This window comes from Hydrogenophaga sp. (assembly GCF_011390835.1).
Classification (GTDB): Bacteria; Pseudomonadota; Gammaproteobacteria; order Burkholderiales; family Burkholderiaceae_C; genus Hydrogenophaga.
Genome location: NZ_JAABRQ010000022.1, coordinates 19,513 through 43,986 on the forward strand (window position 1 = coordinate 19,513; position 24,474 = coordinate 43,986).

Here is a 24,474-nt window from a genome sequence, read left to right on the forward strand (position 1 = left end):
CGGCAACACGACGAGGAGAAGCGCATGTTTCAAGGCCTGGACGCTCAACGCCTGGTGGCCCTGTTCGTGGCTGGGCTGCTGCTGTTCAACTTCCCCCTGCTCGCGCTGTGGGACCACGATCTGTCCATTGCTGGCCTTCCGCTGTTCCCGACCGCTCTGTTCCTGCTCTGGGCAGCGCTGATCGCGGCCCTGGCCTGGGTGGTCGAGCGCGGCCACGATCGGCCCGGCCTCTCCGAAGACTGAGCTTCACGGCAGGCCGCAATGCTCCCGGCATCCCTGGTCATCGGCGTTTCGTTCGCCTATTTGCTGCTGCTGTTTGCGGTGGCCTATTGGGCCGACCAGCGCGCTGCGGCCGGGCGGTCGGTGATTGGCAACTCCTGGGTCTATGCCTTGTCGATGGCCGTGTACTGCACCGCCTGGACCTACTTCGGCAGCGTGGGTCGCGCGGCGAGCTCTGGCGTCTGGTTTCTGCCGATTTACCTGGGGCCTATGCTGGCCATGGTGCTGGCCTGGATGGTGGTGCGCAAGATGATCCGCATTGCCAAGACATACCGCATCACCTCCATTGCGGACTTCATCGCCAGCCGGTACGGCAAGAGCCCGACGCTCGCGGGACTGGTGACCCTGATCACCGTGGTGGGCATCGTGCCCTACATAGCGCTGCAGCTCAAAGCGATTGCCAGCGGCTACGCGGTGCTGACTTCACCGCTGGGCCAGCCGGCCGCTACCGGCGTGGACTGGTGGCGCGACAGCACGCTGTACGTGGCGCTGGCCCTGGCCGGCTTCACCATGGTGTTTGGCGCGCGCCACCTCGACAGCACCGAACGCCACGAAGGTATGGTGGCGGCGATCGCATTTGAGTCTCTGGTGAAACTGCTGGCATTCCTGGCGGTGGGCCTGTTCGTGAGCTTCGGGCTGTTTTCCAGCCCGGCGGCGCTGTTTGAGCAGGCGCGCGGTGTCGAGAGCCTGCGCCAGCTGATGCAGTTCGAACAAGGGCAATCGTTTGCCTACGCGCAATGGGCCGGGCTCACGCTGCTGGCCATGTTGTCGGTGATTTTCCTGCCGCGCCAGTTCCAGGTGATGGTGGTTGAGAACGTCGACGAGCGCCATCTGCGGCGCGCGGTCTGGGTCTTTCCTCTGTACCTGCTGCTGATCAACCTGTTCGTGCTGCCGATCGCGCTGGGGGGGCTGCTGTATTTCGGTCCGGGTCGCATGGATCCCGAGACTTTCATCCTGTCGCTGCCACTGGCCGAGGGCTGGACGCTGCTGGCACTGGCGGCGTTTGTCGGCGGTCTGTCGGCGGCCACGGGCATGGTGATCGTGGAGGCGATCGCAGTTTCGACCATGGTCTGCAACGATCTGGTCATGCCCCTGCTGCTGCGCATGCGGCGCTTCGGCGCCAGGGCCAGCAGCGATCTGACCGGCCTGTTGCTGGGCATCCGCCGGGCTGCGATCCTGACCATCCTGCTGCTGGGCTATTTGTATTTCCATCTGGCCGGCGAGGCCTACGCCTTGGTGAGCATCGGCCTGATCAGCTTCGCCGCCGTGGCGCAGTTCGCCCCAGCGATGCTGGGCGGGATGTACTGGCGCGGTGGTACCCGGCGCGGGGCGCTGGCGGGCTTGCTGCTGGGGTTTGCCTTCTGGGCCTACACGCTGATGCTGCCCTCGCTGGCCAAGTCGGGCTGGCTGTTGTCCGAGAGCTTTCTGCACGATGGGCCTTGGGGCCTCATCTGGCTCAAGCCCGAGGCCTTGCTGGGCCTGGCGGGTCTGGACGGCCTGACCCACTCGCTTTTCTGGAGTCTGCTGGTCAACGTGGGCGCTTATGTGGGCGTGTCGTTGTGGCGAGTTCCCTCCGCCGCCGAGACCAGCCAGGCCCTGCTGTTTGTGGACGTGTTCCGCCGCACTGCCCAGGCGCCCCCGGTGTTCTGGCAGGGCCGGGCCCAGGTGTCGGCGCTGTTGCCGCTGATGGGGCGCTTCCTGGGTGCGGAGGCTGCGCAGCGCCTGCTGACAGGCTACGCTCGAGGCTTGGGGGTGTCGGACATCGCTCAGATTCCGGGCGATGCGCGGCTGGTGCAGTTTGTCGAGACCCAGCTCGCTGGCGCCATCGGCAGCGCCTCGGCGCGGGTCATGGTGGCCTCGGCTGTGGAAGAGGAACCGCTGGATCTGGACGATGTGCTGCGCATCCTCGACGAGGCCTCGCAGTTGCGCGCCTATTCGCACGCGCTGGAGGACAAGTCGCGTTCCCTGGAGCGCGCCACCACTGACCTGCGGGAGGCTAACGACAAGCTCAAGAGCCTGGATCGCATGAAAGACGATTTCATGTCGTCGGTGACGCACGAATTGCGCACGCCTTTGACTTCGATCAGGGCGCTGTCGGAGCTGATGCGCGACGATGAAAACATGGATGCTGCCCAGCGGCAGCAGTTTCTGGGCATCATCGTCGGCGAGGCCGAGCGGCTGAGCCGCCTGGTGAGTCAGGTGCTGGACATGGCCAAGATCGAGGCCGGGCAAGCCGACTGGCGCAGCACCGAAATCGATTTGTGTGAGGTGGCCGAGCAGGCTGCGGGCACCATGCGCGAGAACTACCGCGAGCGCGGTGTGGCGCTGGTGATCGAGCTCCCTGAGCGGGTGCGACCAGTGTGGGCGGATGCCGACCGGCTGACCCAGGTGGTGCTCAACCTGCTGTCGAATGCGCTGAAGTACGCGCCTCGCGACGTGGGTCGGGTGGTGCTTCGTGTGCAGGAAGCGGGAGACGAGCTGACGCTGGAAGTGCAGGACAACGGACCGGGTATGGCGCCCGACCAGGAAGCGGTGGTGTTTGAGAAATTCCGGCAAGTGGCCGGTGACGATCATTACCGGCCTGGGGGCACCGGACTGGGCCTGCCGATCAGCCGACAGATCGTGGAACATTTCGGCGGCCGCATGTGGTTGCGGTCGGCGCCGGGGCAGGGGGCTTGTTTCGGATTTGCGCTGCCGCACGCGGGCAACGCCACCGGAGCAGGAACGATGGACGACAACAAGAGGAGCAGCGACACATGAGAAAAAAAATCCTGATTGCCGATGACGAGCCCAACATCCTGATCTCGTTGGAGTTTTTGATGAAGCGCGAAGGCTACGAGGTGCTGCTGGCGCGCGATGGGCAGGAAGCCATGGATGTGCTGCTTCGAGAGCGACCGGCGCTGGTGCTGCTGGACGTGATGATGCCGAACAAGTCGGGCTTCGACGTCTGCTGCGAGGTGCGTGCCAGCGATGTGCTGCGCGACACGCCGATCCTGATGCTCACCGCCAAGGGTCGCGACACGGACGTGGCCAAGGGCCTGGCGCTGGGCGCCAACGCCTACATGACCAAGCCCTTTTCCACCAAGGAGCTGGTGCAGAAGGTACGTGACATGCTGGGCGAGGCGCCATGAGCGGTCAGCAGACCACGGACCGGCGCCTCTGGTTGTTGCTGGGGGTGGCAGGCCTGCTGTCGGTGGCCTGGCTACTGGCGACCATGGTCTTGGTGGGGAGTACGCTGGAGGCAGTGGAGCGCAACACGGTGTGGGCCCTGCTAGGCGAACGGCTGGTCCTGGTGCTGCTGACCTGGGGCGCTGGCATGGCGGCGATCGCCTGGGCACTCAAGCGCTGGTTTGACCATTGGGTCACGCCCTCCGTGCAACTGGCTGAAGAAGCGCAAGTCCTGTTGCGCACCGACGTGGTTCGCACGCTCAAGCCCAAGGGCAATGTCGAGACCCAGGTGCTGGCCGACCTGTTCAACCAGCTGGTGGGGCAGCGAGAAGAACTGCGCGAACAGATGATGCGCAAGGTGCAGGAGGCTGCGCAGGGCATCGAGGCGGAAAAGAGCCGGCTGGCCGCGCTGATGTCCGAGCTCACGCAGAGCGTGGTCGTGTGCAACCTGGATGGCCGCGTGCTGCTCTACAACAACCGCGCGCGCATGCAGTTCCGTGCCTTGTCGCAGACGCCCGGGGTGGCGGGTGGCGCCGAGCTGATCGGCCTGGGCCGGTCGATCTACGGCGTGTTCGACCGCAAGCTGGTCACGCACGCGCTGGAGAATATCCAGCAGCGCATGCTGCGCGGCGCGGCCCAGCCGTCGGCGCAGTTCGTCACCACCACCCCGGCAGGACAGCTGTTGCGGGTGCAGATGGCGCCAGTGCGGGCCACGCAGGGCGTGAGCGCTGAAGATGGCAGCGACCTCACCGGCTTTGTGCTGATGCTGGACAACATCACGCGCGACTTCGAAGCCGAGTCCGCCAAGGATCAGGTGCTGCTCAGCCTGACCGAAGGCAGTCGCGCTGCGCTGGGCAACATGCAGGCGGCCTTGGACATACTGGATTACCCGGATCTGGAGCCCGCCATGCGCGAGCGCTTCCTGGGTGTCATCCGTGAAGAGACGACCGCTCTGAGCCAGCGCATCAGCGCGCTGGAAACCGGCTCGACCACCAACCTCAAGACACGCTGGCCACTGGAAGACATGCTGGGCGCCGACCTCGTCAATGCGGCCGCCCGGCGCATCGAGGTGGTGACTGGCCTCAACGCCAACGCAGCCGAGGTCGACGCTGGCCTCTGGCTCAAGGTGGAGAGTTTTTCGTTGTTGCAGGTGCTGGTGTACTTGGCGGGGCGGCTGAAGGACGAGTTTGCGGTGAAATTTGTGCAGCTTCGCCTGAGTACGGCCGCCAGCAGCGCTGGCAAAGCGCAGCTGGACCTGGTCTGGACGGGGCAGGCCATGAGCACCGAGACAGTGATGAGCTGGGAGATGGACGCCATGCGCACCGGCGGTGAAGCCACGCGTCTCACAGTGCGCGATGTGATCGAGCGCCATGCGGGCGCGTTCTGGTTTGAACGTGAGCGTGTGCGCCACCAGGCGTTTTTCCGCTTGCTGCTGCCACTGGCCAACCCGCAGGAGCAGGCAGAAAAAGCGGCCCTCTTGCCGAGCGACAGCCGGCCCGAATACTACGACTTCGATCTGTTCAAGACCACCGAGCTCACCCGTTCGCTGGATGACCGGCTCTTGACTGACCTGAGCTACACGGTGTTCGACACCGAGACCACCGGACTCAACCCGTCTCAGGGCGACGAGATCATCCAGATCGGTGCGGCGCGCATCGTCAACAACAAGCTGCTGCGCCAGGAAAGCTTCGAGCAACTGGTGGATCCGAAACGCTCCATCCCCGAAGCCGGCATTCCCATTCACGGCATCCGGCCCGAGATGGTGCTGGGCCAACCCACGATCGACCAGGTGCTGCCGGCTTTCCACACCTTTGCGCAGGACACTGTGCTGGTGGCTCACAACGCGGCGTTTGACATGCGGTTTCTGCAGCTCAAGCAGGCACAGACCGGCGCGGTATTCGACCACCCGGTGCTCGACACTCTGTTGCTGTCCGCCCTGGTGCACCCCAATCAGGACTCGCACCGACTGGAAGCCCTGGCCGAACGCTTCAACGTCACCATCGTCGGGCGCCACACCGCACTGGGCGACGCCATGGTGACGGCCGAGGCGTTTCTGAAGCTGATTCCGTTGCTGGCGGAAAAAGGCATCCACACGCTGGGCGAAGCGCGCGAAGCGTCGCAGAAGACCTTCTACGCCCGACTCAAGTATTGACCCCCCTCCGAGGCGGCCCGAGCATCGGGCCGCCTCGGGGGTAGGTCAAAACCGCCCGGCCTGGTAGCGGTTCCCCAGCACGTTCTGCAGCGACTGCACCACGGTGAAAGCGTCCTTGAGTTGGGAGCGCTCAAAGTTGGAGGTGTCGTCCAGCGGCAGGAAATTGTCGGGTGCCTGACCAGCGCCGATCTGTCGTGCCTGGTGCTGGATGCGGGTGAAAGCCAGGAACTCCAGCGCCTCGCGCAGGTCGCGCGCACTCTGTTCGCTGATCGAGCCGCCCGCAGCGGCGCTGACCAGCCGGTCATGGGTGTTCACCGCTTCATGTCCACCCGCCAGCGCATGGACCCGAGCCAGGTCCACGATGGGCACCACACCCGTGTGCTTCAGGTCGATCTTGCCCTTGTGCTCGCCGCTGCGGATGGTCGAGATACCCTTGAACACGCCGAGCGGCGGCTGGTGCTGCAAGGCGTTGCCAACCATGTAGGCCAGAAAGATTGAGTTGCCCTTGGTGCGCTGGAGCACGTCGCGCCGCAGGTCGTCCAGCAGGGCGCTGTTGCCGTGCACCGCACGCAGATCGAAAAACACGCAGGTGAGCATGAGCGACTTCGGATCGGGTGCGCCGGTCCAGCGCGCGAAGTACTCGGCCCAGCGGCGCTTGGGCTGGCGCCAAGTGTCGGTCATGGCCATCATCTCGCCGGGGCAGTAAATGTAGCCGCAGGCGTCGAGCCCGTCGCAGACGAACTGCGACAAGGCCTTGAAGTAGGCCCCGTGCTGCGCTTCTTCGTAGCTGTCGTCCAGCACCAGGCAGTTGTCTTGATCGGACTTGGCCGTCTGTTCGTTGCGGGCCTGCGAGCCCGCTGCCACCCACACGTAGTCCACCGGCGGCGGCCCCAGCTTGACCTCGGCCAGTTGCAGCAGGCGGCTGGTGATGGCGTCGGTGATGGCGGTGATGATGTGGCCGCTGCTGTAGGCCGAGGCCTGGGCGCTCGCCAGACTTTGCTGCAGCCGCTTGATCCGCAAGCTGGCTGCCTGCAGCCCTTCGACCGTGGTCTGCTTGTAAACCTCGCCCGCGAGGTAGACCGCCGAAGTGCTGTGCTGCTCGGTCACGTCGGTCGCGGTGATCATGCCGACGATGCGTTGGCCGTCGAGCACCGGCACGTGGTGGATGTTGTGGCGCGCCATCAGCAGCAAGGCGTCGAACGCGGGGTTCTGCACGTCGATGGTCAGTGGCGCGAGCGTGGTGATGTCGGCCACCGGACGGCTCGGGTCCAGGCCCACCGCCAGCACGCGGTTGCGCAGGTCGCGGTCGGTGATCAGACCAAACAGGTGATCCTGCTCGACGATCAGTACCGAAGACACCCGCTGCTCGCTCATGACGCGGGCGGCCTCGCTGATGGAGGTGTGCGGCGGCAGCGTGATCGGTGCCCGCTTGACCAGTGAGCGCACCGGAGCGGTCATGAGGTTGATCGCGGGCTCGGCGCTGTTGCGGTCGCGGGGCGTGCCCGGCGCGGTGGCTGAAGGGGAGGGCAGCAGGTAGGCCACCGCCGGAGTGTCCTCGCGCAGTGCCTCCACCAGTGCGGCATCGAGGCTGGCGACCTGGCAGTCGGTCTGTGCCCGGGCGGAGGCCACCGCCGGTTGCCCGGCTGTGCCCATGAGGTCACCCGCTTGCAAGGTCACGACGGGCTGACCTTGTTCGTCGTGTAGCGCCAGCTCGCCCGAGACCAGCCAGTGCAGGGCCGCCGCGTGTTCGTCGCCGGTCTCCAGTAGCTCGCCCGCCGCGACCGATCGCAGGCTGAGTGATTCGGCCAGCCGCTGGCGCGCTGGCGCGCTCAACAGTCCCCAGATGCGGTGAGTGCGGATGGCGTCAATCAGCGTCGGGGCATGGTCAGGCATGGTGTCTCAGTGTGTTGGCGATCAATCAACAAATGCTACACCCGCATCTGCGCCCAGCGCGGGTAAACGCCATGCAGGGTTTGACCTGAGTCAGAACCTGGTACGGGCCATGTGTAAGAGGAGGGTAAGTTGGCGATTCACAATCATTCAACTTGACTCGAAACTGACATGCTGACCTTCATCCTCGCGCTCAAGGCGGTGCTTGAAATGGCTGCCCTGGCCTTGCTGGGTCGAGCCGTGTTGGGCCTTCTCGCCGGTTCGCGGCGCGAGCACAATCTGGCCTACCAGCTGCTCGACGCGGTCGCTCGGCCTGCGGTGTGGCTGGCGCGGCGGCTCACACCTGGCTTTGTGCTGGAGCGCCACCTGTCTCTGGTGGCGTTTTTGTTGCTCGGTTTCGCCTGGCTGGCGGTCACCGCGTGGAAGGTGTCGCATTGCCGGGTCATCGGGGTCGCCGCTTGTCTTTGAATCACGCGATTCGTCGCCAGGCGAATAGTCTGCGTCTGCGCGGGCTGCTGGCCTTTGGTGCGCGCGCACACGCACTCGCCTTGACGCACCGACTGCTTGCGGCGGATGCCTCCAACACCCACGCGCTCGCCACCCGCGTCCACCTGCTGATGGAACTGGGTCAAGCCCAGGCGGCGCTCGCCGACCTGACACAGCTTGTGCGGCTGGTGCCGCAGCAGGCCACGGCTTGGTTCAACCTGGGCTTTGTGCAGGAATCGCTGGGCCAGTTGGATGAGGCCACACGGTCGCTGGTTCGCGCCACCGAGCTGGACCCAGCGATGGACCGCGCCTGGTATGGACTGGGCCTGTGCCACATCCGCTGCGCTCAATGGGACGAGGCGTTGCGGGCGCTGGAGCGAGGCACGGAATTGCAGCCTCTGAGCCCGCACGCCTGGTATCAGCTGGCGCGCGTTCACCTGGAGCGAGGTCGGATCACGGAGGCGCAGCGCATCCTGGTGCATTTGCGCGGCTTCGAGCCCAAGGTGGCGGATCAGCTCGAACGCGACACCGGCCTGTGGGCCGCGAGCGCCTGAGTCATGGCCGAAAACGACGCACGACGCCGCCACTGGCATGCCAATCTTCGGATCACCGCGCTGCTGCTGCTGATCTGGTTTCTGGTGACGTTTGGCGTCAGCTACTTTGCGCGCGAGCTGAGCTTCAGTTTTTTCGGGTGGCCGTTCAGCTTCTGGATGGGCGCTCAGGGCGCTCTGTTGGTCTACCTGTTGCTGATCGGGTTTTATGCCTGGTACATCAACCGACTCGACCGGCGCCACGGCGTGCAGGAAGAGGAGCCCTGAGGCATGGCCATCCCTGGACCCTCCAGCGACAACGCAGCGTACAACCGCGCCTTCAAGCGCCAGCTCAACAAGGTCTACCGCTGGTACACGCTGGGCTTTGTGGTATTTGTGGCGCTGCTCGCGGGACTGGAGCAGCTCGGCCTGTCGCGTGAATGGATCGGCTTCATTTTTTTGCTGGCCACGATCGGCTTGTACGCGGGCATCGGCGTCATGTGCCGGACCACCGATGCGACCGAGTATTACGTGGCGGGGCGACGCGTGCCGGCCATCTACAACGGCATGGCCACCGGCGCCGACTGGATGTCGGCCGCTTCGTTCATCGGTATGGCCGGTACGCTCTACCTTACCGGTTACAGCGGGCTGGCCTTCATCATGGGCTGGACCGGTGGCTACTGCCTGGTGGCGCTGCTGCTCGCACCTTACCTGCGCAAGTTTGGCCAGTTCACCATCCCGGATTTCCTGGGCGAGCGCTATGGCGGGCACCTGCCTCGCTTGATCGGCGTGCTGGCGGCCATCCTGTGCTCTTTCACCTACCTGGTGGCGCAGATTTATGGCGTCGGTCTGATCACCTCGCGCCTGATCGGGGTGGCCTTCGAGCTGGGCGTGTTCCTGGGTCTGGGGGGCATCCTGGTGTGTTCGTTCCTGGGCGGTATGCGGGCGGTGACCTGGACCCAGGTGACCCAGTACATCGTGCTCATCTTGGCCTATTTGTTGCCGGTGGTCTGGCTGTCGGTCAAGCAGACTGGTTTCCCTGTGCCTCAGGCCATCTATGGATTTCAACTGGAGAAGGTCACGGCGAAGGAAAACCTGCTCACGCACGACCCCAAAGAGCTCGAGGTGCGAGGGCTGTACCGCGAGCGCTCGCTGGTGCTGGGTGCCAAGCTGCAGGACCCGGCGGTTGCACTGGCGGCTGACAAGGCCGCGGCCGAGGAGCGGCTCGCGCGGCTTCGGCAAGCCCAGGCGCCGTCGCGAGATATCTCGGTGGCGGAAAAGGCGGTGTCGGCGCTGCCGCGGGACGCCGCGGCTGCGCGCGCCATCTGGACCGCGGCCAAAGCCGAAGCCGATACCAAGTCCAAACCCCTCAACGGCATGCCACCTCACGCGGCCCAGTTTGCGGGCGATCCCGACGGCGACGCCGCCGAGCGCAAGCTCTTCGAGGAGTCGAGGCGCAACTTCCTCGCCCTGGTTTTCTGCCTGATGATCGGCACCGCCGCGCTGCCGCACATCCTCATGCGCTACTACACCGTGCCGAGCGTGAAGCAGGCACGGGAATCGGTCACATGGTCCCTGCTGTTCATCTTTCTGCTGTACTTCACCGCGCCAGCGCTGGCGGTGCTGGTGAAGTTCGAGGTGTTTCATGTGCTGGTGGGCACGCCGTTTGACCAGCTGCCTGCCTGGGTCAGTGCCTGGAACAAGGTGGACCCTTCGCTCCTGTCGCTGACCGACATCAACCGCGATGGCCTGCTGCAGCTCAATGAAATGAGCATCGACGGCGACATCATCGTCCTGGCCACCGCCGAAATCGGGGGCTTGCCCTATGTGATTGCCGGTCTGGTGGCGGCCGGCGGTCTGGCTGCGGCCCTGTCCACCGCCGACGGCCTATTGCTCACCATCGCCAATGCCTTGTCGCACGACATGTACTACAAGATGTTCGACCCCAACGCGTCCACCGCGCGCCGGGTGACCATCTCCAAGGTGTTGCTGCTCATGGTGGCACTGGCCGCAGCCTACGTGGCGGCGCAGCGACCGGCGGACATCCTGTTTCTGGTGTCAGCGGCCTTTTCGTTCGCTGCCGCTTCGTTTTTCCCGGCTCTGGTCCTGGGTATCTTCTGGAAACGGACCAATGGGTTCGCCGCGTCCATGGGCATGCTAGCGGGGCTGGGCGTGACGCTGTATTACATGGCCACCACCCAGCCTTGGCTGCGCCAGGTGTTTGGCGTGACCGCGCCGGTGGAGCTCTGGTGGGGCATCCAGCCGATTTCGGCCGGCTTGTTCGGCGTGCCAGTGGGCTTTGCCGTCATCATCGCGCTCAGCCTGGTGATGCCTGCGCCCAGCCGGGAGGTGCAGGCGCTGGTGGAGTATGTGCGCTACCCGCGGCTACCCGACGATCCGCCTGGGTCCTGAGTGCTTGAAAACGTCTAATGAGCGTCATCCAGGCAGGTCTGGCTGGCGTGCCCGGGATTTGCTAGAATCATGGGCTTCGCCTTGCCGCACCCCGACCGACGCTGGGGGCGGCTTTCACCCGAATCCCATGCCTGCACTCAAATGAGTCGATGGCGCGGGGTCATCCATAAGGAGAGTTTATGCGTCATTACGAAATCGTCTTGCTGATCCATCCGGATCAAAGCGAGCAAGTGCCAGCCATGCTGGAGCGCTACAAAGGCATGATCACCGCCGGCAACGGCAAGATCCACCGTGTGGAAGACTGGGGCCGCCGCCAGCTGGCCTACCAGATCAACAAGCTGTCCAAGGCTCACTACCTGTGCGTCAACATCGAAGCCGACCAGGCGGTGATGGCCGAATTGGAGCACGCCTTCAAGTTCAACGACGCCGTGCTGCGCCACTTGACCGTGCTGCGCAAGAAGGCCGACACTGGTCCTTCAAGCATGATGAAGTCGGTCGAGCGCGAAGAAGCCCGAAAGCTTCAGCAGCCCAGCGACCGGGGTGATCGTGGAGACCGCGGTGACCGTGGTGACCGTGGTGACCGCAACAACTCGCAGGAGCGCACGGCTGCCTGATCGCGCTGCGTGATCTGGTCAGTCGGTGAACCGTTTCGAATTGTCGGCCTCCGTGGTGCAGGTGCAAACCCTGCGCTACACACCGGCCGGCATCCCCGCTCTGAACATCGTGCTGGAGCACGAGTCTCAGGTGGTCGAAATGGGCACGCCGAGAGAGGTGAAGTTGCAACTGAGGGCTGTTGTCTTCGGTAGTCAGGCAGAAACCCTGGCCCGCTCGGGCCTCGATTCTTCCTACAACTTCTCCGGTTTCATGACCAACGCACGCAACGGCAAAGGCCTGTTGTTCCACATTCAAGATTTCAGCAAGACATAGGAAGGCCCATCATGGCTGCACCCAAACGTTTCAACAAAGACAAGCGCCCCAAGCGCAACACGCAATCGCTGCTGTTCAAGCGCAAGCGCTACTGCCGCTTTACCGTGGCCAACGTCGAAGAAGTCGACTACAAGGACGTGGATGTCCTGCGTGACTTCATCGCCGAGAACGGCAAGATCATCCCCGCGCGCCTGACCGGCACCCGTGCCTTCTACCAGCGCCAGGTCAACACCGCCATCAAGCGCTCGCGCTTCCTGGCCATGCTGCCCTACAGCGACCAGCACCGCGTCTGAAAGAGAGCCTGACATGCAAATCATCCTGCTCGACAAAGTTGTCAACCTCGGCGCCCTTGGCGATGTGGTCAAAGTCAAAGACGGCTACGCCCGCAATTTCCTGATCCCTCAAGGCCGCGCCCGCCGCGCCACCCAGACGGCCATCGCTGATTTCGAAGGCCGCCGTGCCGAGCTCGAAAAAGTCGCGGCTGCCAAGCTGGCCGAAGCCCAGGCGCTGGGCGAAAAGCTCGCTGCCGTGACGGTCAAGCTGACCCAGAAGGCCGGCGTGGACGGCCGCCTGTTCGGATCCGTGACCAACCACGACGTGTCCGAAGCGCTGAACAAGCAAGGCTTCACCGTCGCCAAGGCCCAGGTTCGCATGCCCAACGGCCTGCTGAAGAACGTGGGTGACTACTCGGTCAACGTGCACCTGCACACCGACGTTACGGTGGAAGTGCCGGTATCGGTGCTCGGCGAAACCGCCTGATCATCTGACCTCTGGTGGGGCGCCCAGCGCCCAACCCCGAAGCCGCCGTCCGCTGGGAGGGCGGCTTTTTTCATGGGGAAATGAACCGGGATGGCGATCGCCGCCATTCGGCTGTTCACCGTCCATGCACCGCTTTTCCACAGACTTGTCCCGTGACTTGCGCCGCCCCCCGGCGTACCATGCCCCATTGCCCTTTGCACCCCGACATGCCTGCCGTTTTCTCCACCCCTTTCTCATCTTTCGATGCCGGTCTTGACGACCTCGGCGCCGCTGCCGATCCCCAGCTGGCCCAGCTCCGGGTGCCACCGCACTCAATCGAGGCCGAATCCAGCGTGCTGGGCGGCTTGTTGCTCGACAACGGCGCCTGGGACAGGGTGGCCGACCTGGTCACCGATTCGGACTTCTACAGATACGAACACCGGCTGGTGTATTCGGCTATCGCGACCTTGGTCAATGGCAGCAAGCCGGCCGATGTGGTCACGGTGTACGAGCACCTGCAAAACCTGGGCAAGGCCGACGACGCCGGCGGTCTGGCCTACCTGAACTCCCTGGCACAGTACGTGCCTAGCGCCGCCAACATCCGGCGCTACGCCGAGATCGTGCGCGAGCGTGCGATCCTGCGCAAGCTCGTCGCCGCCAGCGACGAAATCGCTACAGCAGCATTCAATACCCAGGGCCGTCCGGTCGACAAAATTCTGGATGAAGCCGAGCAGAAGATCTTCAACATCGGGGAAGAGGGCTCGCGCATGAAGGAGGGCTTCCAGGGCATGGACACCCTGGTGGTTGAGTTGCTGGACCGTGTGCAGGAGATGGCTGACAACCCGAACGACATTACCGGCGTACCGACCGGCTTTGTCGATCTGGACCGCATGACGTCGGGCCTGCAAGCCGGTGATCTGGTGGTGCTGGCCGCGCGCCCGTCCATGGGCAAAACCGCTTTTGCGATCAACATCGCCGAACACGTGGCGCTCAATGAAGGCCTGCCAGTGGCAGTGTTCTCGATGGAGATGGGCGCGTCCCAGCTGGCGGTTCGTATCGTCGGCTCCATCGGCCGCATCAACCAGACCCATCTGCGCAACGGCAAACTGACCGACGACGAGTGGCCGCGCCTGACCGAGGCGATCGAAAAGCTGCGCAATGTGTCGCTGCACATCGACGAGACGCCGGGCCTCACCAGTTCAGTGCTGCGCGCCAACGCGCGCCGTCTCTCGCGCCAGTGCGGCAAGCTGGGCCTGATCGTGGTCGACTACCTGCAGCTCATGAGTGGCAGCGGCTCAGACGGCGACAACCGGGCCGCTGAACTGGGCGAGATTTCTCGCGGTCTGAAGATGCTGGCCAAAGAACTGCAGTGCCCGGTGATCGCACTCTCGCAGCTCAACCGCAGCGTCGAGACCCGCACCGACAAGCGCCCCATGATGAGCGACCTGCGCGAATCCGGCGCCATTGAACAGGACGCGGACATCATCATGTTCATCTATCGCGACGAGTACTACACCAAGGACGCGTGCAAGGAGCCCGGCGTGGCCGAGATCATCATCGGCAAGCAGCGAAATGGCCCCACTGGCACGGTCAAGCTCGCCTTCCTGAACATGCTCACCCGCTTCGAGAGCCTGGCTGGCGGCGGCGATTTCTGACCTGCAACGTGATCCAGACAAAAAGAAACCCGGTCTTGACCGGGTTTCTTCTGGGTGCCCAGGGCATATCGGAACTGGCTCTTTCAGGCTATCGGTGCCGCTCTCTGGGAGGTGAACCGCAGCAGGCGCAGCGCGGGGGTTACAAAATCTCGCTTGCGAAATCGGCCAGTCGCGAACGTTCGCCGCGCGCCAACGTGATGTGGCCACCGTGCGGCCAGCCTTTGAAGCGGTCGACCGCGTAGGTCAGGCCCGATGAGCCTTCTGTGAGGTAGGGCGTGTCGATCTGCGCCAGGTTGCCCATGCAGATGATCTTGGTGCCAGGACCAGCCCGCGTGATGAGCGTCTTCATCTGCTTGGGCGTGAGGTTTTGTGCCTCGTCGATGATCACGTACTTGTTCATGAACGTGCGTCCGCGCATGAAGTTCATGCTCTTGACCTTGATGCGGCTGCGGATCAGCTCGTTGGTCGCGGCGCGCCCCCATTCGCCGGCGTTGCCGCCATCGCCCTTGGCCAGGAACTCCAGGTTGTCGTCCAGCGCACCCATCCAGGGCCCCATTTTTTCTTCTTCGGTGCCGGGCAGGAAGCCGATGTCTTCACCCACGCTCACCGTGGCCCGCGTCATGATGATCTCGGTGTAGCGCCGGTCGTCCAGCACCTGGGTCAGGCCACTGGCCAGTGCCATCAGCGTCTTGCCGGTGCCGGCGGTGCCGGCCAGCGTGACAAAATCAATCTCGGGATCCATCAGCAGGTTGAGCGCGAAGTTCTGTTCGCGGTTACGGCTGCTCACGCCCCACACGGCGTTCTTCAGGTGGGTGAAGTCCTTGAGCGTCTTGAGCACTGCGGACTTGTCTCGAATTTCGGTCACGCGGGCATAGAGCGAGGGCTCGCCCGGCGCCTCGAAATAGACGAACTGGTTGATGTAGAACTGCGCCACCGCCGGCCCGCTGACGCGGTAAAAGGTGTGGCTGCCGCTCTGCCAGCTTTCAATGGTCTTGCTCTGGCGCGTCCAGAAATCGGAGGGTAAGGACAACGCGCCGGCATACAACAACTCGCCATCGTCCAGCGTCTTGTCGTTCTGGTAGTCCTCGGCGGCCAGACCCAACGCGCGGGCTTTGACCCGCATGTTGATGTCCTTGGACACCAGGATCACCTCGCGCTGGGGATACTTGTCGCGCAGCGCCTGGACCACGCCCAGGATCTGGTTGTCGGCCTTGCCTTGGGGCAGGCTGCTGGGCAAGGTGGCGTCCAGCGGCTCGGTCTGAAAGAACAACAGGCCTCGTGCTGACACATTGCCAGTGCCCGAGAGGCGAAGGCCCTTGACCAGGTCTGCACCCTGCTGCGCCACCAGGGCGTCCAGCGTGCGGCTGGTCTGACGGCCGTTGCGGGCCACCTCGGTCATGCCCTTCTTGTGGCCATCGAGCTCTTCGAGCACGATCATGGGCAGGAAGATGTCGTGTTCTTCAAATCGGAACAGGCTGACCGGGTCGTGCAGCAAGACGTTGGTGTCAAGCACAAACAGGCGGGCTGGACCGTTGCTGGCGGAGCGGCTCCGCGCAGACTTTCGCTGCGCTGCCGGGGGGGCGTCAGGCACTGGTGCTGCAGGCGCCGAGCGTGCATGCATCGCCGGGGTCTGCGCGGGTGCCGAGGCCGGCTCGGACTCTCGGGCTTCGGGACGCGAGCGCTGTCCGCTTCGACCGCGACCGCCTTTTGGCGAAGCCGCTGGAGCCGCAGTTGCAGGGGGGGGCGCTGGGCGGGCCGCCGGCTGGATGGCCGGGGCGATGGCAGGCTCAGGCAGGAGGTCGAAGCTGTCTTCGGCCGCCCTCAGGCGGTAGGCCTCAGCGGAAAGCAGGGCGGCACGTTTGGCAGGGGCTGGTGGCAGGGGCATGGGGGATCAGCGCAGGGCCGAAAAAGAAAAAGCCGTCAGGAAAACCGGACGGCTTGATGAGGCGGCGGGAAACTGGCGTTTGACACTGTGCGCTGGAGCTTCCCGAAACATGATTTCATTATGCATGAGGCGCGCGCCGGACCCGAAGGCTCGGCCGGCGCAACAGGCTCAGGCGGCCTTTTTCAGCGCCTTGACGGCCTTGAGAACGTCTTCCACGTGCCCGGGCACTTTTAACCCGCGCCACTCGTGCCGGAGCACGCCGTCAGGCCCGATCAGGAAGGTGCTGCGCTCGATGCCCTTGACCTTCTTGCCGTACATGATCTTGTTTTTGACCACGCCGAACATGTGGCACATCTTCTCTTCGGTATCGGCCACCAGCTCGAAGGGCAGTTCCAGCTTGGCTTTGAAGCTGTCGTGCGAGGTCATGTTGTCACGCGAAACGCCGAAGACCTCGGCGCCAGCTTTCACAAAATCCTTGTACTTGTCTCGGAACTGCATGGCTTCGGTGGTGCAGCCGGGCGTGTTGTCTTTCGGGTAGAAATAGAGCACGATGGTCTGACCCAGATGCGTCTGGTTGCTGACCTTAAGGCCACCCGTCGCCATGGATTCAAATTCGGGAATTGGTTTGTTGACAACGACTGCCATGCTGTTGGGACCCCTGACTTAAGTGGATGCTGACTCGTTGGCCGGCCATGGGAATCGCCGTCGTCTCCCCGCCAGAGCAGGGGCTACCACGGCGTGGCAGGCAATCTTCTATTTTACCTTGAATGGCTCTTTGGTCCAAACGCCACTGTTCGCCAGAGGCTGTGTCGCCATGGAGCGGGCTTTCAGACTTCAAGTAGAAGGGCCGCGATTACCCTCCGACCTTCGCCGGCCAGGATGTTGTAGGTGCGGCAGGCGGCGGCGGTGTCCATGGTCTCCACGCCGATGCGGCGCTCGATCAGGCTCTTGAGCAAGGCGGGTTTCACAAAACGCAGGCGGTCCCCACTGCCGAACACCACCAGCTCAGGCGGTTCGGCGCCCAGCGTCAGCAAGCGGTCGAATTGTGCGGCGGTCAGCGCTTCAAAGCGGTCGCAATCCCAGGCCTCGAGGGCGCCGGCTGCGCTGATCACCAGGCTGCTGGTGTGGCGCTCGCCGTCCACCGCCACCCAGCCGGCACCGTAGGCGGTGATGGTCTGGACATCGGGCTGGTCGGCGTGCAGTTTCATGGCGAAAGTGGTGGTCAGGTCGAGGGGTGCCCGCGGGCGGAAGGGCGGTTGAACTGTGGTCAAATTGCAGGTTTTCCTCAGTGACCGCCAGTCAAATGGTAGCGTGCGGCCGCTTGATCGACCGGTGCTGCCCGGCAAGACCCCTGATGCCCCGGGAGGGACTTTGAAGACCATCCACAAATCCGCCAAGCTTGCCAACGTCTGCTACGACATCCGCGGCCCCATCATGGACGCAGCGCGGCAGATGGAGGAAGAGGGGCACAAGATCATCAAGCTCAACATCGGCAACCTGGCGGTGTTTGGGTTCGACGCGCCCGAGGAAATCCAGCAGGACATGATCCGCAACCTGCCGAATTCGGCGGGCTACTCGGATAGCAAAGGCATTTTTGCCGCGCGCAAGGCGGTCATGCACGAGACCCAGAAGCAGAACATCGCCGGGGTGACGCTGGAAGACATCTATCTAGGCAATGGGGCTAGCGAGCTGATAGTGATGGCCACCAACGCCTTGCTCGACGATGGCGACGAGCTGCTGCTGCCTTCGCCTGACTACCCGCTGTGGACCGCCGCAGTGAGCCTCTCGGGCGGCACGCCGGTGCATTACATGTGCGACGAAGCCAACGGCTGGATGCCCAATCTGGACGACATCCGGGCCAAGATCACGCCGGCCACAAAAGGCATCGTGGTGATCAATCCCAACAATCCCACCGGCGCGATGTATTCCGACGCGCTGCTCAAAGGCATCGTTGAGCTGGCACGCGAACACGATCTGGTAATTTTTGCCGATGAGGTTTACGACAAGGTGCTTTATGACGGTGTCCAGCACACCGCGCTGGCCAGCCTGAGCGAAGACGTGCTGACCCTGACGTTTAACTCGCTGTCCAAAAGCTACCGCTCCTGCGGCTACCGAGCGGGCTGGATGGTGGTCTCGGGCGATAAGAAGCCTGCCAAGGATTACATCGAGGGTCTGAATATGCTCTCGAACATGCGGCTCTGTGCCAACGTGCCCGGCCAGTGGGCGATCCAGACCGCGCTCGGCGGCTACCAGAGCATCAACGACCTGGTATGCGAAGGTGGTCGACTGCGCCGCCAGCGCGACCTGGCCTACGAGCTCATCACCGCCATTCCCGGCGTGAGCTGCGTCAAGCCCAGCGCCGCGCTGTACATGTTTCCCAAGCTCGATCCAGCCATGTATCCGGTGGAAGACGACCAGCAGCTGTTCCTTGAACTGCTGCAGGAAACGCGGGTGATGCTGGTACAGGGCTCGGGCTTCAACTACCCCGACAACCAGCATTTCCGCATTGTGTTCCTGCCGCACGAAGATGATCTGCGCGAAGCGATCGGGCGCGTCGCCAAATTCCTGGAGAGCTGGCGCAAGCGCCATGCTGCTGCCACCGAATCCCCTTCTCGACCCACTCTGACAACGACCTTATGAAACCGATCCAAGTAGGCCTGCTGGGCATAGGCACCGTGGGCAGCGGCACCTTCAACGTGCTGCAACGCAACCAGGAAGAAATCCAGAGGCGCGCCGGCCGTGGTATTGAGATCACCATGGTGGCCGATCTGGACGTGGAGCGCGCCCAGAGCATCGTCGGCCCTGATGTGAGGGTGGTCAGCGACGCCCGGGCCGTGATTGCCAACCCAGAGATCGACATCGTGATCGAGCTTATCGGAGGCTATGGCATCGCCAAGACGCTGGTGATGGAGGCCATCGCTGCGGGCAAGCACGTGGTCACCGCCAACAAGGCGCTGCTGGCGGTACATGGCACCGAGATTTTTTCAGCCGCTTCGGCCAAAGGCGTCATGGTGGCCTTCGAGGCCGCGGTGGCCGGCGGCATTCCCATCATCAAGGCGCTGCGTGAAGGGCTGACCGCCAATCGCATCGAGTGGGTGGCGGGCATCATCAACGGCACGACCAACTTCATCCTGTCCGAGATGCGCGACAAGGGGCTGGACTTTGACGTCGTGCTCAAGGAAGCGCAGGCGCTGGGCTACGCCGAGGCCGACCCGACCTTCGACATCGAGGGAGTGGACGCGGCGCACAAGGCAACGCTGATGAGCGCTATCGCATTTGGCATCCCGGTGCAGTTCGACAAGGCCTATGTGGAGGGCATCACCCAGCTGGCCGGAGCCGATATCCGCTACGCCGAGCAGCTCGGCTACCGGATCAAGCTGCTGGGCATCACCAAGCGCACCGCTCAGGGTGTGGAGCTGCGGGTGCACCCCAGTCTGGTGCCCACCCGTCGGCTGATCGCCAATGTCGAAGGCGCGATGAACGCGGTGCTGGTACAGGCCGATGCGGTGGGCTCCACGCTGTACTACGGCAAAGGCGCCGGCAGCGAGCCGACCGCCAGCGCGGTGATCGCCGATCTGGTCGACATCACCCGCTTGCACACCGCCGATCCGCTGCACCGCGTGCCGCACCTGGCATTCCAGCCCGACTCCCTGAGCGACCTCAAGGTCTTGCCCATGAGCGAGGTGGTGACCAGCTATTACCTGCGCCTGCGCGTGGCCGATCAGGCTGGCGTGTTGGCCAAGGTGACAGGCCTTCTGGCGAACGCCGGCATCAGCATCGACGCCGTGTTGCAGCGCGAGGCCGACCAGGTGGGCGGCGAGGGCGCCACCTCCACTGATCTCATCATCCTCACCCACGATACCCGCGAGGGCGACATGGATTCGGTGCTGGCCCAGATGCAGGCCCTGCCCACCGTGCTCGCTCCCATTGTGCGCATCCGCAAGGAGGAACTGAGCTGAGCGGGTGCAACCTGGCCTGGCGCCATGCCCACCCTGATTGCGGCCCTCACCCTGGCGGCCCTGCTCAAGATGGCGCACGTGGACATGCCACGCTGGCACCTGGCCTTCTGGTATGCCGCGCTGGTCTCGCTGGCCTTGCGAATGTTTCTGCCCTGGTGGGATGTGCTGCTCAATGGCGCAGCCAGCTTCCTCGCTGCGTGGCTGTATTTTGTGTTGCTGGATCGCACGGACAACCGGGCGCAGCGCGAGCTGCACTGGCTGATCCTGATCGGCGGATTCGTCGGCCTGATGGCCTCGCGTTTCCTCATCGACATCCGTGTGTACGGCGTGAGTTTCTGACCTGGACCGATCTGTGAAATACCTCAGCACCCGTGGCCATCCCGAGCGCCGGCAGTTCTGCGAAATCTTGCTTGAGGGCCTGGCGCCTGATGGCGGACTCTACTTGCCGGAACACTACCCCCAAGTGGATGCGGCCACCTTGGCGCGCTGGCGCAAGGTGTACGCCAATGGCGCATCCGGCGGCTATGCGGCGCTGGCCTATGAGGTGTTGTCGCTGTTCATCGACGACATCCCGGCCGCCGACCTCAAGGCCTTGTGCGACAAGACCTACACCGAAGCGGTGTACGGCACGCCGCAGATCGTGCCTCTGAAAATGCTTGAAGAAGGTTTCTGGCTTGAAGCCTTGTCCAACGGGCCAACGCTGGCCTTCAAGGACATGGCCATGCAGCTGCTGGGCAACCTGTTCGAATACGAGCTGGCGCGCCGCGGCGAAACGCTCAACATCCTGGGCGCCACCTCGGGTGACACCGGCAGCGCCGCCGAATACGCGATGCGCGGCAAGCGGGGTGTGCGCGTGTTCATGCTCAGCCCGCACGGGCGCATGAGTCCATTTCAGCAGGCGCAGATGTTCAGCCTGCTCGACGAGAATATTCACAACATCGCCATCGAAGGCGTGTTCGACGACTGCCAGGACATCGTCAAGAACGTCAGCAACGACCTTGACTTCAAGCGCCTTCACAAGATCGGCACGGTGAACTCGATCAACTGGGCACGGCTGCTGGCTCAAGTCGTCTATTACTTCGCCGGTTATTTCCAGGCCACTTCGACTGACGACCAGCGGGTTAGCTTCACCGTGCCCAGCGGCAATTTCGGCAACGTCTGCGCGGGCCACGTGGCGCGCATGATGGGGTTGCCGATTTCGCAACTGGTGGTGGCCACCAACGAAAACGATGTGCTCGACGAGTTTTTCCGCACCGGCACCTACCGCGTTCGCGCCAGCGCCGATACCCACGAGACCTCCAGCCCGTCCATGGACATTTCCAAGGCCAGCAACTTCGAGCGTTTCGTGTTCGACCTGCTGGGCCGAGACGGAGCCCGGGTCAAGACCTTGTTTGGCGAACAGCTGGGGCGCGAAGGCCGATTCGAGCTTGGTGACGACCCGGCGTTCGAACAGGCCGCCACCCGCTACGGTTTCGTCAGCGGGCGCAGCACCCACCTCAACCGCTTGGAAACGATTCGCGACACGTTTGCGCGTTTCCAGATGGTGGTCGACACCCACACCGCCGATGGTGTGAAGGTGGCGCGTGAGCACCTTCAGCCCGGCGTACCGATGATCGTGCTGGAGACCGCTCTGCCGATCAAGTTCGCCGAGACCATCGTCGAGGCGCTGGGCCGCCAGCCGGATCGCCCGCCCCAGTTCGATGGCATTGAAAACCTGCCCAAGCGGGTCAAGGTCATGCCGGCGGACACGGCCGCGGTGCAGGCCTACGTCACCCAGCACTGCGCAGCGCCATGAAGATTGTGGGATTTGCCGGCTTCTCCGGTTCGGGCAAGACCACGCTGGTTGAACAGCTCATTCCTGCGCTGCGGCTGCGCGGCCTGCGAGTGTCGGTGGTCAAACACGCCCACCACGACTTTGATATCGATCAGCCCGGCAAGGACACCTGGCGCCACCGGCAGGCCGGCGCGCTTGAAGTGGTAGCGGTCTCCAGCCAGCGGCTGGTGTTGATGCGCGAGTTCGAGGTGCCCGGCGCCGTCACCGTGCACCAGGCCCTGGCCACACTGTACGACGGTGTTGACTGGGTGCTGGTCGAAGGCTTCAAGCAGAGCAACCTGCTGAAGCTGGAGGTCTGGCGCGCAGCCAGCGGGAAACCCGCTCGTTATCCCGATGATGCGTTTGTGGTGGCGATCGCCACCGATAGCGCCGATCAGCTGCCCGAACCCACCCTGCGCCCGGTGCTGGATTTGAACCGCGTCGATGACGTGGCCCAGTGGCTGATCGACAATAGTGAGCGCTTCGACTACAACCCCGAGGCGTACGCCTGAAGCCGACCCGACCTGCAAGCCCATGAACACCGCACACCCCCCGACCTCACCGGCGCGCGCGCCGCTGATGGCGCTCGACCAGGCACTGGACCAACTGCTGGCGCACGCGTTGCCGCTGAATGCCACCGAGACCGTGGCCACCTTCGAGGCCGATGGTCGGGTGCTGGCGGTGGATCTGGTGTCCGAACTGCAGGTGCCGCCGCAGGACAACTCCTCCATGGACGGTTATGCGGTGCGCCGGGCCGACGTGACCGAGGCGGGCGTGGTGCTGCCGGTGTCGCAGCGCATTCCTGCGGGTCATGCCGCCGAACCCTTGCGAGCCGGCACCTGTGCGCGCATCTTCACCGGCGCGTCCATGCCCGAGGGGGCGGATGCGGTGGTGATGCAGGAAGACACCCGCGAGGTCGGGGGCGACCTGCACGCGGTGCACATTGATGCCGTACCTGGCGTGGGCCAGTGGGTGCGTCGGGCAGGTGAAGACGTCACACGCGGCGCAGTGGTTTTGCCGCGCGGCCAGCGCCTGTCGCCTGCCAGCCTGGGTCTGGCGGCCAGCCTGGGGCTGGCGAAGCTGCCGGTGGTGCGGCGTCCGCGCGTGGCCTTGTTCTCCACGGGCGACGAGCTGGTCATGCCAGGCGAGGTCGCGCCGTCCGACATGAAGCCAGGCGCCATTTACAACTCCAACCGTTTTTTCCTGCGCACCCTGCTGCAACGACTGGGTTGCGAGGTGAGCGACCTCGGCATCGTGCCCGACCAGCGCGCGCTGACCCTGGCCGCGCTCAAGACCGCAGCCGATCACCACGACCTCATCCTCACCAGCGGCGGCGTATCGGTGGGCGAAGAGGACCACATCAAGCCCTCGGTGCAGCAGCTCGGCACGCTCGACCTGTGGCAGATCGCGATGAAGCCGGGCAAGCCTTTTGCCTACGGCACCGTGAGGCGCGACGCTGGCGCCGGTGCGGCCGCAGCCCAGCCGTGCCATTTCATGGGCCTACCGGGCAACCCGGTGTCCAGCTTCGCCACTTTCTTGTTGCTTGTGCGGCCTTTCCTGCTGGCGCTCCAAGGCGCCACCGTGCCGACGCGCCGACCGGTGATGTTGCCCGCCCACTTCGAGCTGCCCCGCGCCGACAGGCGGCGGGAATTTCTGCGGGTGCGCCGCAACGATCAGGAGGGCCTCGACCTGTTTCCCAACCAAAGCTCGGGTGTGCTCACCTCGGCGGTCTGGGGCGACGGTCTGGTCGACAACCCGGCGGGCACGACCATCGCCCGTGGCGATCTGGTCGCTTACCTCTCTTTTTCCGAGCTGCTGGCATGAACGTGACCCTGCGCTATTTCGCCTCCATCCGCGAGACACTGGGCCAGGGCAGCGAACTGGTCCAGACTGAAGCCTCCACCCTGGGCGCCCTGCGTGATGAGCTGATTGCGCGCGGCGGCGCACACGCAGAAGCGCTGGCACGTGGCAGGCCTGTGCGCCTGGCGCTGAATCAGACCATGAGCGATGAGACGGCCGCGCTCAGCGAAGGCGCCGAGGTCGGCTTTTTCCCACCGGTCACAGGGGGCTGAATGCACGCGCGGGTCAGCATCCAGACCAGAGATTTTGACCTCAGCACCGAGGTGGCGCGCCTGCGCGCCACCAACCCGGGCGTGGGTGCTGTGTGCAGCTTCATCGGCACCGTCAGAGACCGCAATGAAGGCCAAAGCGTCAGCACCATGGAGCTGGAGCACTACCCAGGGATGACGGAGAAGGCTATCGAGACCATGATCGACGAGGCGCACCGGCGCTTCGACATCCTCGGCGCGCGGGTGGTCCACCGGGTGGGCCTGCTGATGCCGCTGGACCAGATCGTGCTCGTGGTGGTCAGCTCTGCCCACCGGGGTCAGAGCTTCCAGGCCTGCGAGTTCTTGATGGACTACCTCAAGACTCAGGCGCCGTTCTGGAAGAAGGAGCAGACGCCCGGCGGTGCACGCTGGGTCGATGCCCGCGTCAGCGACGACGCGGCGCTGGCCCGCTGGGGCATCGCTGCCAGCAACGCCTGAGTGGTTTGATCTGGGTCAAGTAGATCGCAGGTCG

Annotated in this window: 25 protein-coding genes; 21 read left to right on the forward strand and 4 right to left on the reverse strand. The window is 64.2% G+C overall.

Features of this window, described 5'->3' with window-relative positions; all coding sequences use genetic code 11:
• The first annotated feature begins 24 nt into the window (after positions 1–24).
• The 4 genes from GPT34_RS13330 to GPT34_RS13345 are packed head-to-tail and all read left to right on the forward strand — an operon-like array spanning position 25 to position 5,599.
• Positions 25–243, forward strand: coding sequence for a hypothetical protein (locus tag GPT34_RS13330; RefSeq protein ID WP_291013270.1), 219 nt, complete (start codon positions 25–27; stop codon positions 241–243).
• Positions 244–261: 18 nt separating this feature from the next.
• A complete protein-coding gene (locus tag GPT34_RS13335) occupies positions 262–3,039 on the forward strand; it encodes a sensor histidine kinase (RefSeq protein ID WP_291013273.1) in 2,778 nt (925 codons plus the stop codon).
• Positions 3,036–3,410 (forward strand): response regulator, encoded by a 375-nt coding sequence (locus GPT34_RS13340; protein WP_291013276.1) that lies wholly within the window; start codon positions 3,036–3,038, stop codon positions 3,408–3,410. Before GPT34_RS13335 ends, GPT34_RS13340 begins: the two co-directional genes overlap by 4 nt.
• A complete protein-coding gene (locus GPT34_RS13345) occupies positions 3,407–5,599 on the forward strand; it encodes an exonuclease domain-containing protein (protein ID WP_291013279.1) in 2,193 nt (730 codons plus the stop codon). Before GPT34_RS13340 ends, GPT34_RS13345 begins: the two co-directional genes overlap by 4 nt.
• 45 nt (positions 5,600–5,644) lie before the next feature.
• On the opposite strand, the gene GPT34_RS13350 is transcribed toward GPT34_RS13345, so the two are convergent.
• On the reverse strand, positions 5,645–7,492 hold the full coding sequence (locus tag GPT34_RS13350) for a putative nucleotidyltransferase substrate binding domain-containing protein (protein WP_291013282.1): 1,848 nt from the start codon (positions 7,490–7,492) through the stop codon (positions 5,645–5,647).
• 168 nt (positions 7,493–7,660) lie between these two features.
• Here GPT34_RS13350 and GPT34_RS13355 point away from each other — a divergent pair, with 168 nt between their 5' ends.
• The 9 genes from GPT34_RS13355 (at position 7,661) to dnaB (ending at position 14,237) form a co-directional block, all read left to right on the forward strand.
• The gene (locus tag GPT34_RS13355) at positions 7,661–7,957 is read left to right on the forward strand and encodes a hypothetical protein (protein ID WP_291013285.1); all 297 of its coding nucleotides are present in this window, start codon (positions 7,661–7,663) and stop codon (positions 7,955–7,957) included.
• Positions 7,948–8,529: a tetratricopeptide repeat protein gene (locus tag GPT34_RS13360; protein WP_291013288.1), complete on the forward strand. Its 582-nt coding sequence runs from the start codon at positions 7,948–7,950 to the stop codon at positions 8,527–8,529. Before GPT34_RS13355 ends, GPT34_RS13360 begins: the two co-directional genes overlap by 10 nt.
• A gap of 3 nt (positions 8,530–8,532) precedes the next feature.
• On the forward strand, positions 8,533–8,793 hold the full coding sequence (locus GPT34_RS13365; RefSeq protein ID WP_291013291.1) for a DUF4212 domain-containing protein: 261 nt from the start codon (positions 8,533–8,535) through the stop codon (positions 8,791–8,793).
• 3 nt (positions 8,794–8,796) lie between these two features.
• Complete coding sequence (locus GPT34_RS13370) at positions 8,797–10,917, forward strand: sodium:solute symporter family protein (RefSeq protein WP_291013294.1); 2,121 nt, start codon at positions 8,797–8,799, stop codon at positions 10,915–10,917.
• Between the two features lie 179 nt (positions 10,918–11,096).
• Positions 11,097–11,531: a 30S ribosomal protein S6 gene (gene rpsF / locus GPT34_RS13375; RefSeq protein ID WP_291013297.1), complete on the forward strand. Its 435-nt coding sequence runs from the start codon at positions 11,097–11,099 to the stop codon at positions 11,529–11,531.
• Between the two features lie 25 nt (positions 11,532–11,556).
• Complete coding sequence (gene priB / locus GPT34_RS13380; protein ID WP_291013300.1) at positions 11,557–11,844, forward strand: primosomal replication protein N; 288 nt, start codon at positions 11,557–11,559, stop codon at positions 11,842–11,844.
• A gap of 11 nt (positions 11,845–11,855) precedes the next feature.
• Complete coding sequence (gene rpsR, locus GPT34_RS13385; RefSeq protein WP_291013303.1) at positions 11,856–12,137, forward strand: 30S ribosomal protein S18; 282 nt, start codon at positions 11,856–11,858, stop codon at positions 12,135–12,137.
• 13 nt (positions 12,138–12,150) lie between these two features.
• Positions 12,151–12,603, forward strand: a complete 453-nt coding sequence (gene rplI / locus GPT34_RS13390; RefSeq protein WP_291013306.1) for a 50S ribosomal protein L9 — start codon at positions 12,151–12,153, stop codon at positions 12,601–12,603.
• A gap of 206 nt (positions 12,604–12,809) precedes the next feature.
• A complete protein-coding gene (gene dnaB / locus GPT34_RS13395) occupies positions 12,810–14,237 on the forward strand; it encodes a replicative DNA helicase (RefSeq protein WP_291013309.1) in 1,428 nt (475 codons plus the stop codon).
• A 139-nt stretch (positions 14,238–14,376) separates the two neighbouring features.
• On the opposite strand, the gene GPT34_RS13400 is transcribed toward dnaB, so the two are convergent.
• The 3 genes from GPT34_RS13400 to GPT34_RS13410 all read right to left on the reverse strand — a co-directional run bounded on the left by GPT34_RS13400 (position 14,377) and on the right by GPT34_RS13410 (position 17,330).
• Positions 14,377–16,122 (reverse strand): PhoH family protein, encoded by a 1,746-nt coding sequence (locus GPT34_RS13400; protein WP_291013312.1) that lies wholly within the window; start codon positions 16,120–16,122, stop codon positions 14,377–14,379.
• A 168-nt stretch (positions 16,123–16,290) separates the two neighbouring features.
• A complete protein-coding gene (locus GPT34_RS13405) occupies positions 16,291–16,767 on the reverse strand; it encodes a peroxiredoxin (RefSeq protein ID WP_291013314.1) in 477 nt (158 codons plus the stop codon).
• Positions 16,768–16,949: 182 nt separating this feature from the next.
• Positions 16,950–17,330, reverse strand: a complete 381-nt coding sequence (locus GPT34_RS13410) for an Mth938-like domain-containing protein (RefSeq protein ID WP_291013317.1) — start codon at positions 17,328–17,330, stop codon at positions 16,950–16,952.
• Between the two features lie 163 nt (positions 17,331–17,493).
• Here GPT34_RS13410 and GPT34_RS13415 point away from each other — a divergent pair, with 163 nt between their 5' ends.
• The 8 genes from GPT34_RS13415 to GPT34_RS13450 are packed head-to-tail and all read left to right on the forward strand — an operon-like array spanning position 17,494 to position 24,440.
• Complete coding sequence (locus GPT34_RS13415) at positions 17,494–18,762, forward strand: pyridoxal phosphate-dependent aminotransferase (RefSeq protein ID WP_291013320.1); 1,269 nt, start codon at positions 17,494–17,496, stop codon at positions 18,760–18,762.
• Positions 18,759–20,081: a homoserine dehydrogenase gene (locus GPT34_RS13420; protein ID WP_291013323.1), complete on the forward strand. Its 1,323-nt coding sequence runs from the start codon at positions 18,759–18,761 to the stop codon at positions 20,079–20,081. The genes GPT34_RS13415 and GPT34_RS13420 overlap by 4 nt, the downstream gene beginning before the upstream one ends.
• Positions 20,082–20,105: 24 nt before the next feature.
• A complete protein-coding gene (locus tag GPT34_RS13425) occupies positions 20,106–20,420 on the forward strand; it encodes a response regulator (protein WP_291013325.1) in 315 nt (104 codons plus the stop codon).
• A 13-nt stretch (positions 20,421–20,433) separates the two neighbouring features.
• Complete coding sequence (gene thrC / locus GPT34_RS13430) at positions 20,434–21,876, forward strand: threonine synthase (protein WP_291013329.1); 1,443 nt, start codon at positions 20,434–20,436, stop codon at positions 21,874–21,876.
• Positions 21,873–22,406, forward strand: a complete 534-nt coding sequence (mobB, locus tag GPT34_RS13435) for a molybdopterin-guanine dinucleotide biosynthesis protein B (protein ID WP_291013332.1) — start codon at positions 21,873–21,875, stop codon at positions 22,404–22,406. Before thrC ends, mobB begins: the two co-directional genes overlap by 4 nt.
• A 22-nt stretch (positions 22,407–22,428) precedes the next feature.
• Positions 22,429–23,718 (forward strand): gephyrin-like molybdotransferase Glp, encoded by a 1,290-nt coding sequence (gene glp, locus GPT34_RS13440; protein ID WP_291013335.1) that lies wholly within the window; start codon positions 22,429–22,431, stop codon positions 23,716–23,718.
• On the forward strand, positions 23,715–23,966 hold the full coding sequence (locus tag GPT34_RS13445) for a MoaD/ThiS family protein (RefSeq protein ID WP_291013338.1): 252 nt from the start codon (positions 23,715–23,717) through the stop codon (positions 23,964–23,966). The genes glp and GPT34_RS13445 overlap by 4 nt, the downstream gene beginning before the upstream one ends.
• Positions 23,967–24,440 (forward strand): molybdenum cofactor biosynthesis protein MoaE, encoded by a 474-nt coding sequence (locus tag GPT34_RS13450; RefSeq protein ID WP_291013341.1) that lies wholly within the window; start codon positions 23,967–23,969, stop codon positions 24,438–24,440.
• Positions 24,441–24,474 lie beyond the last annotated feature (34 nt).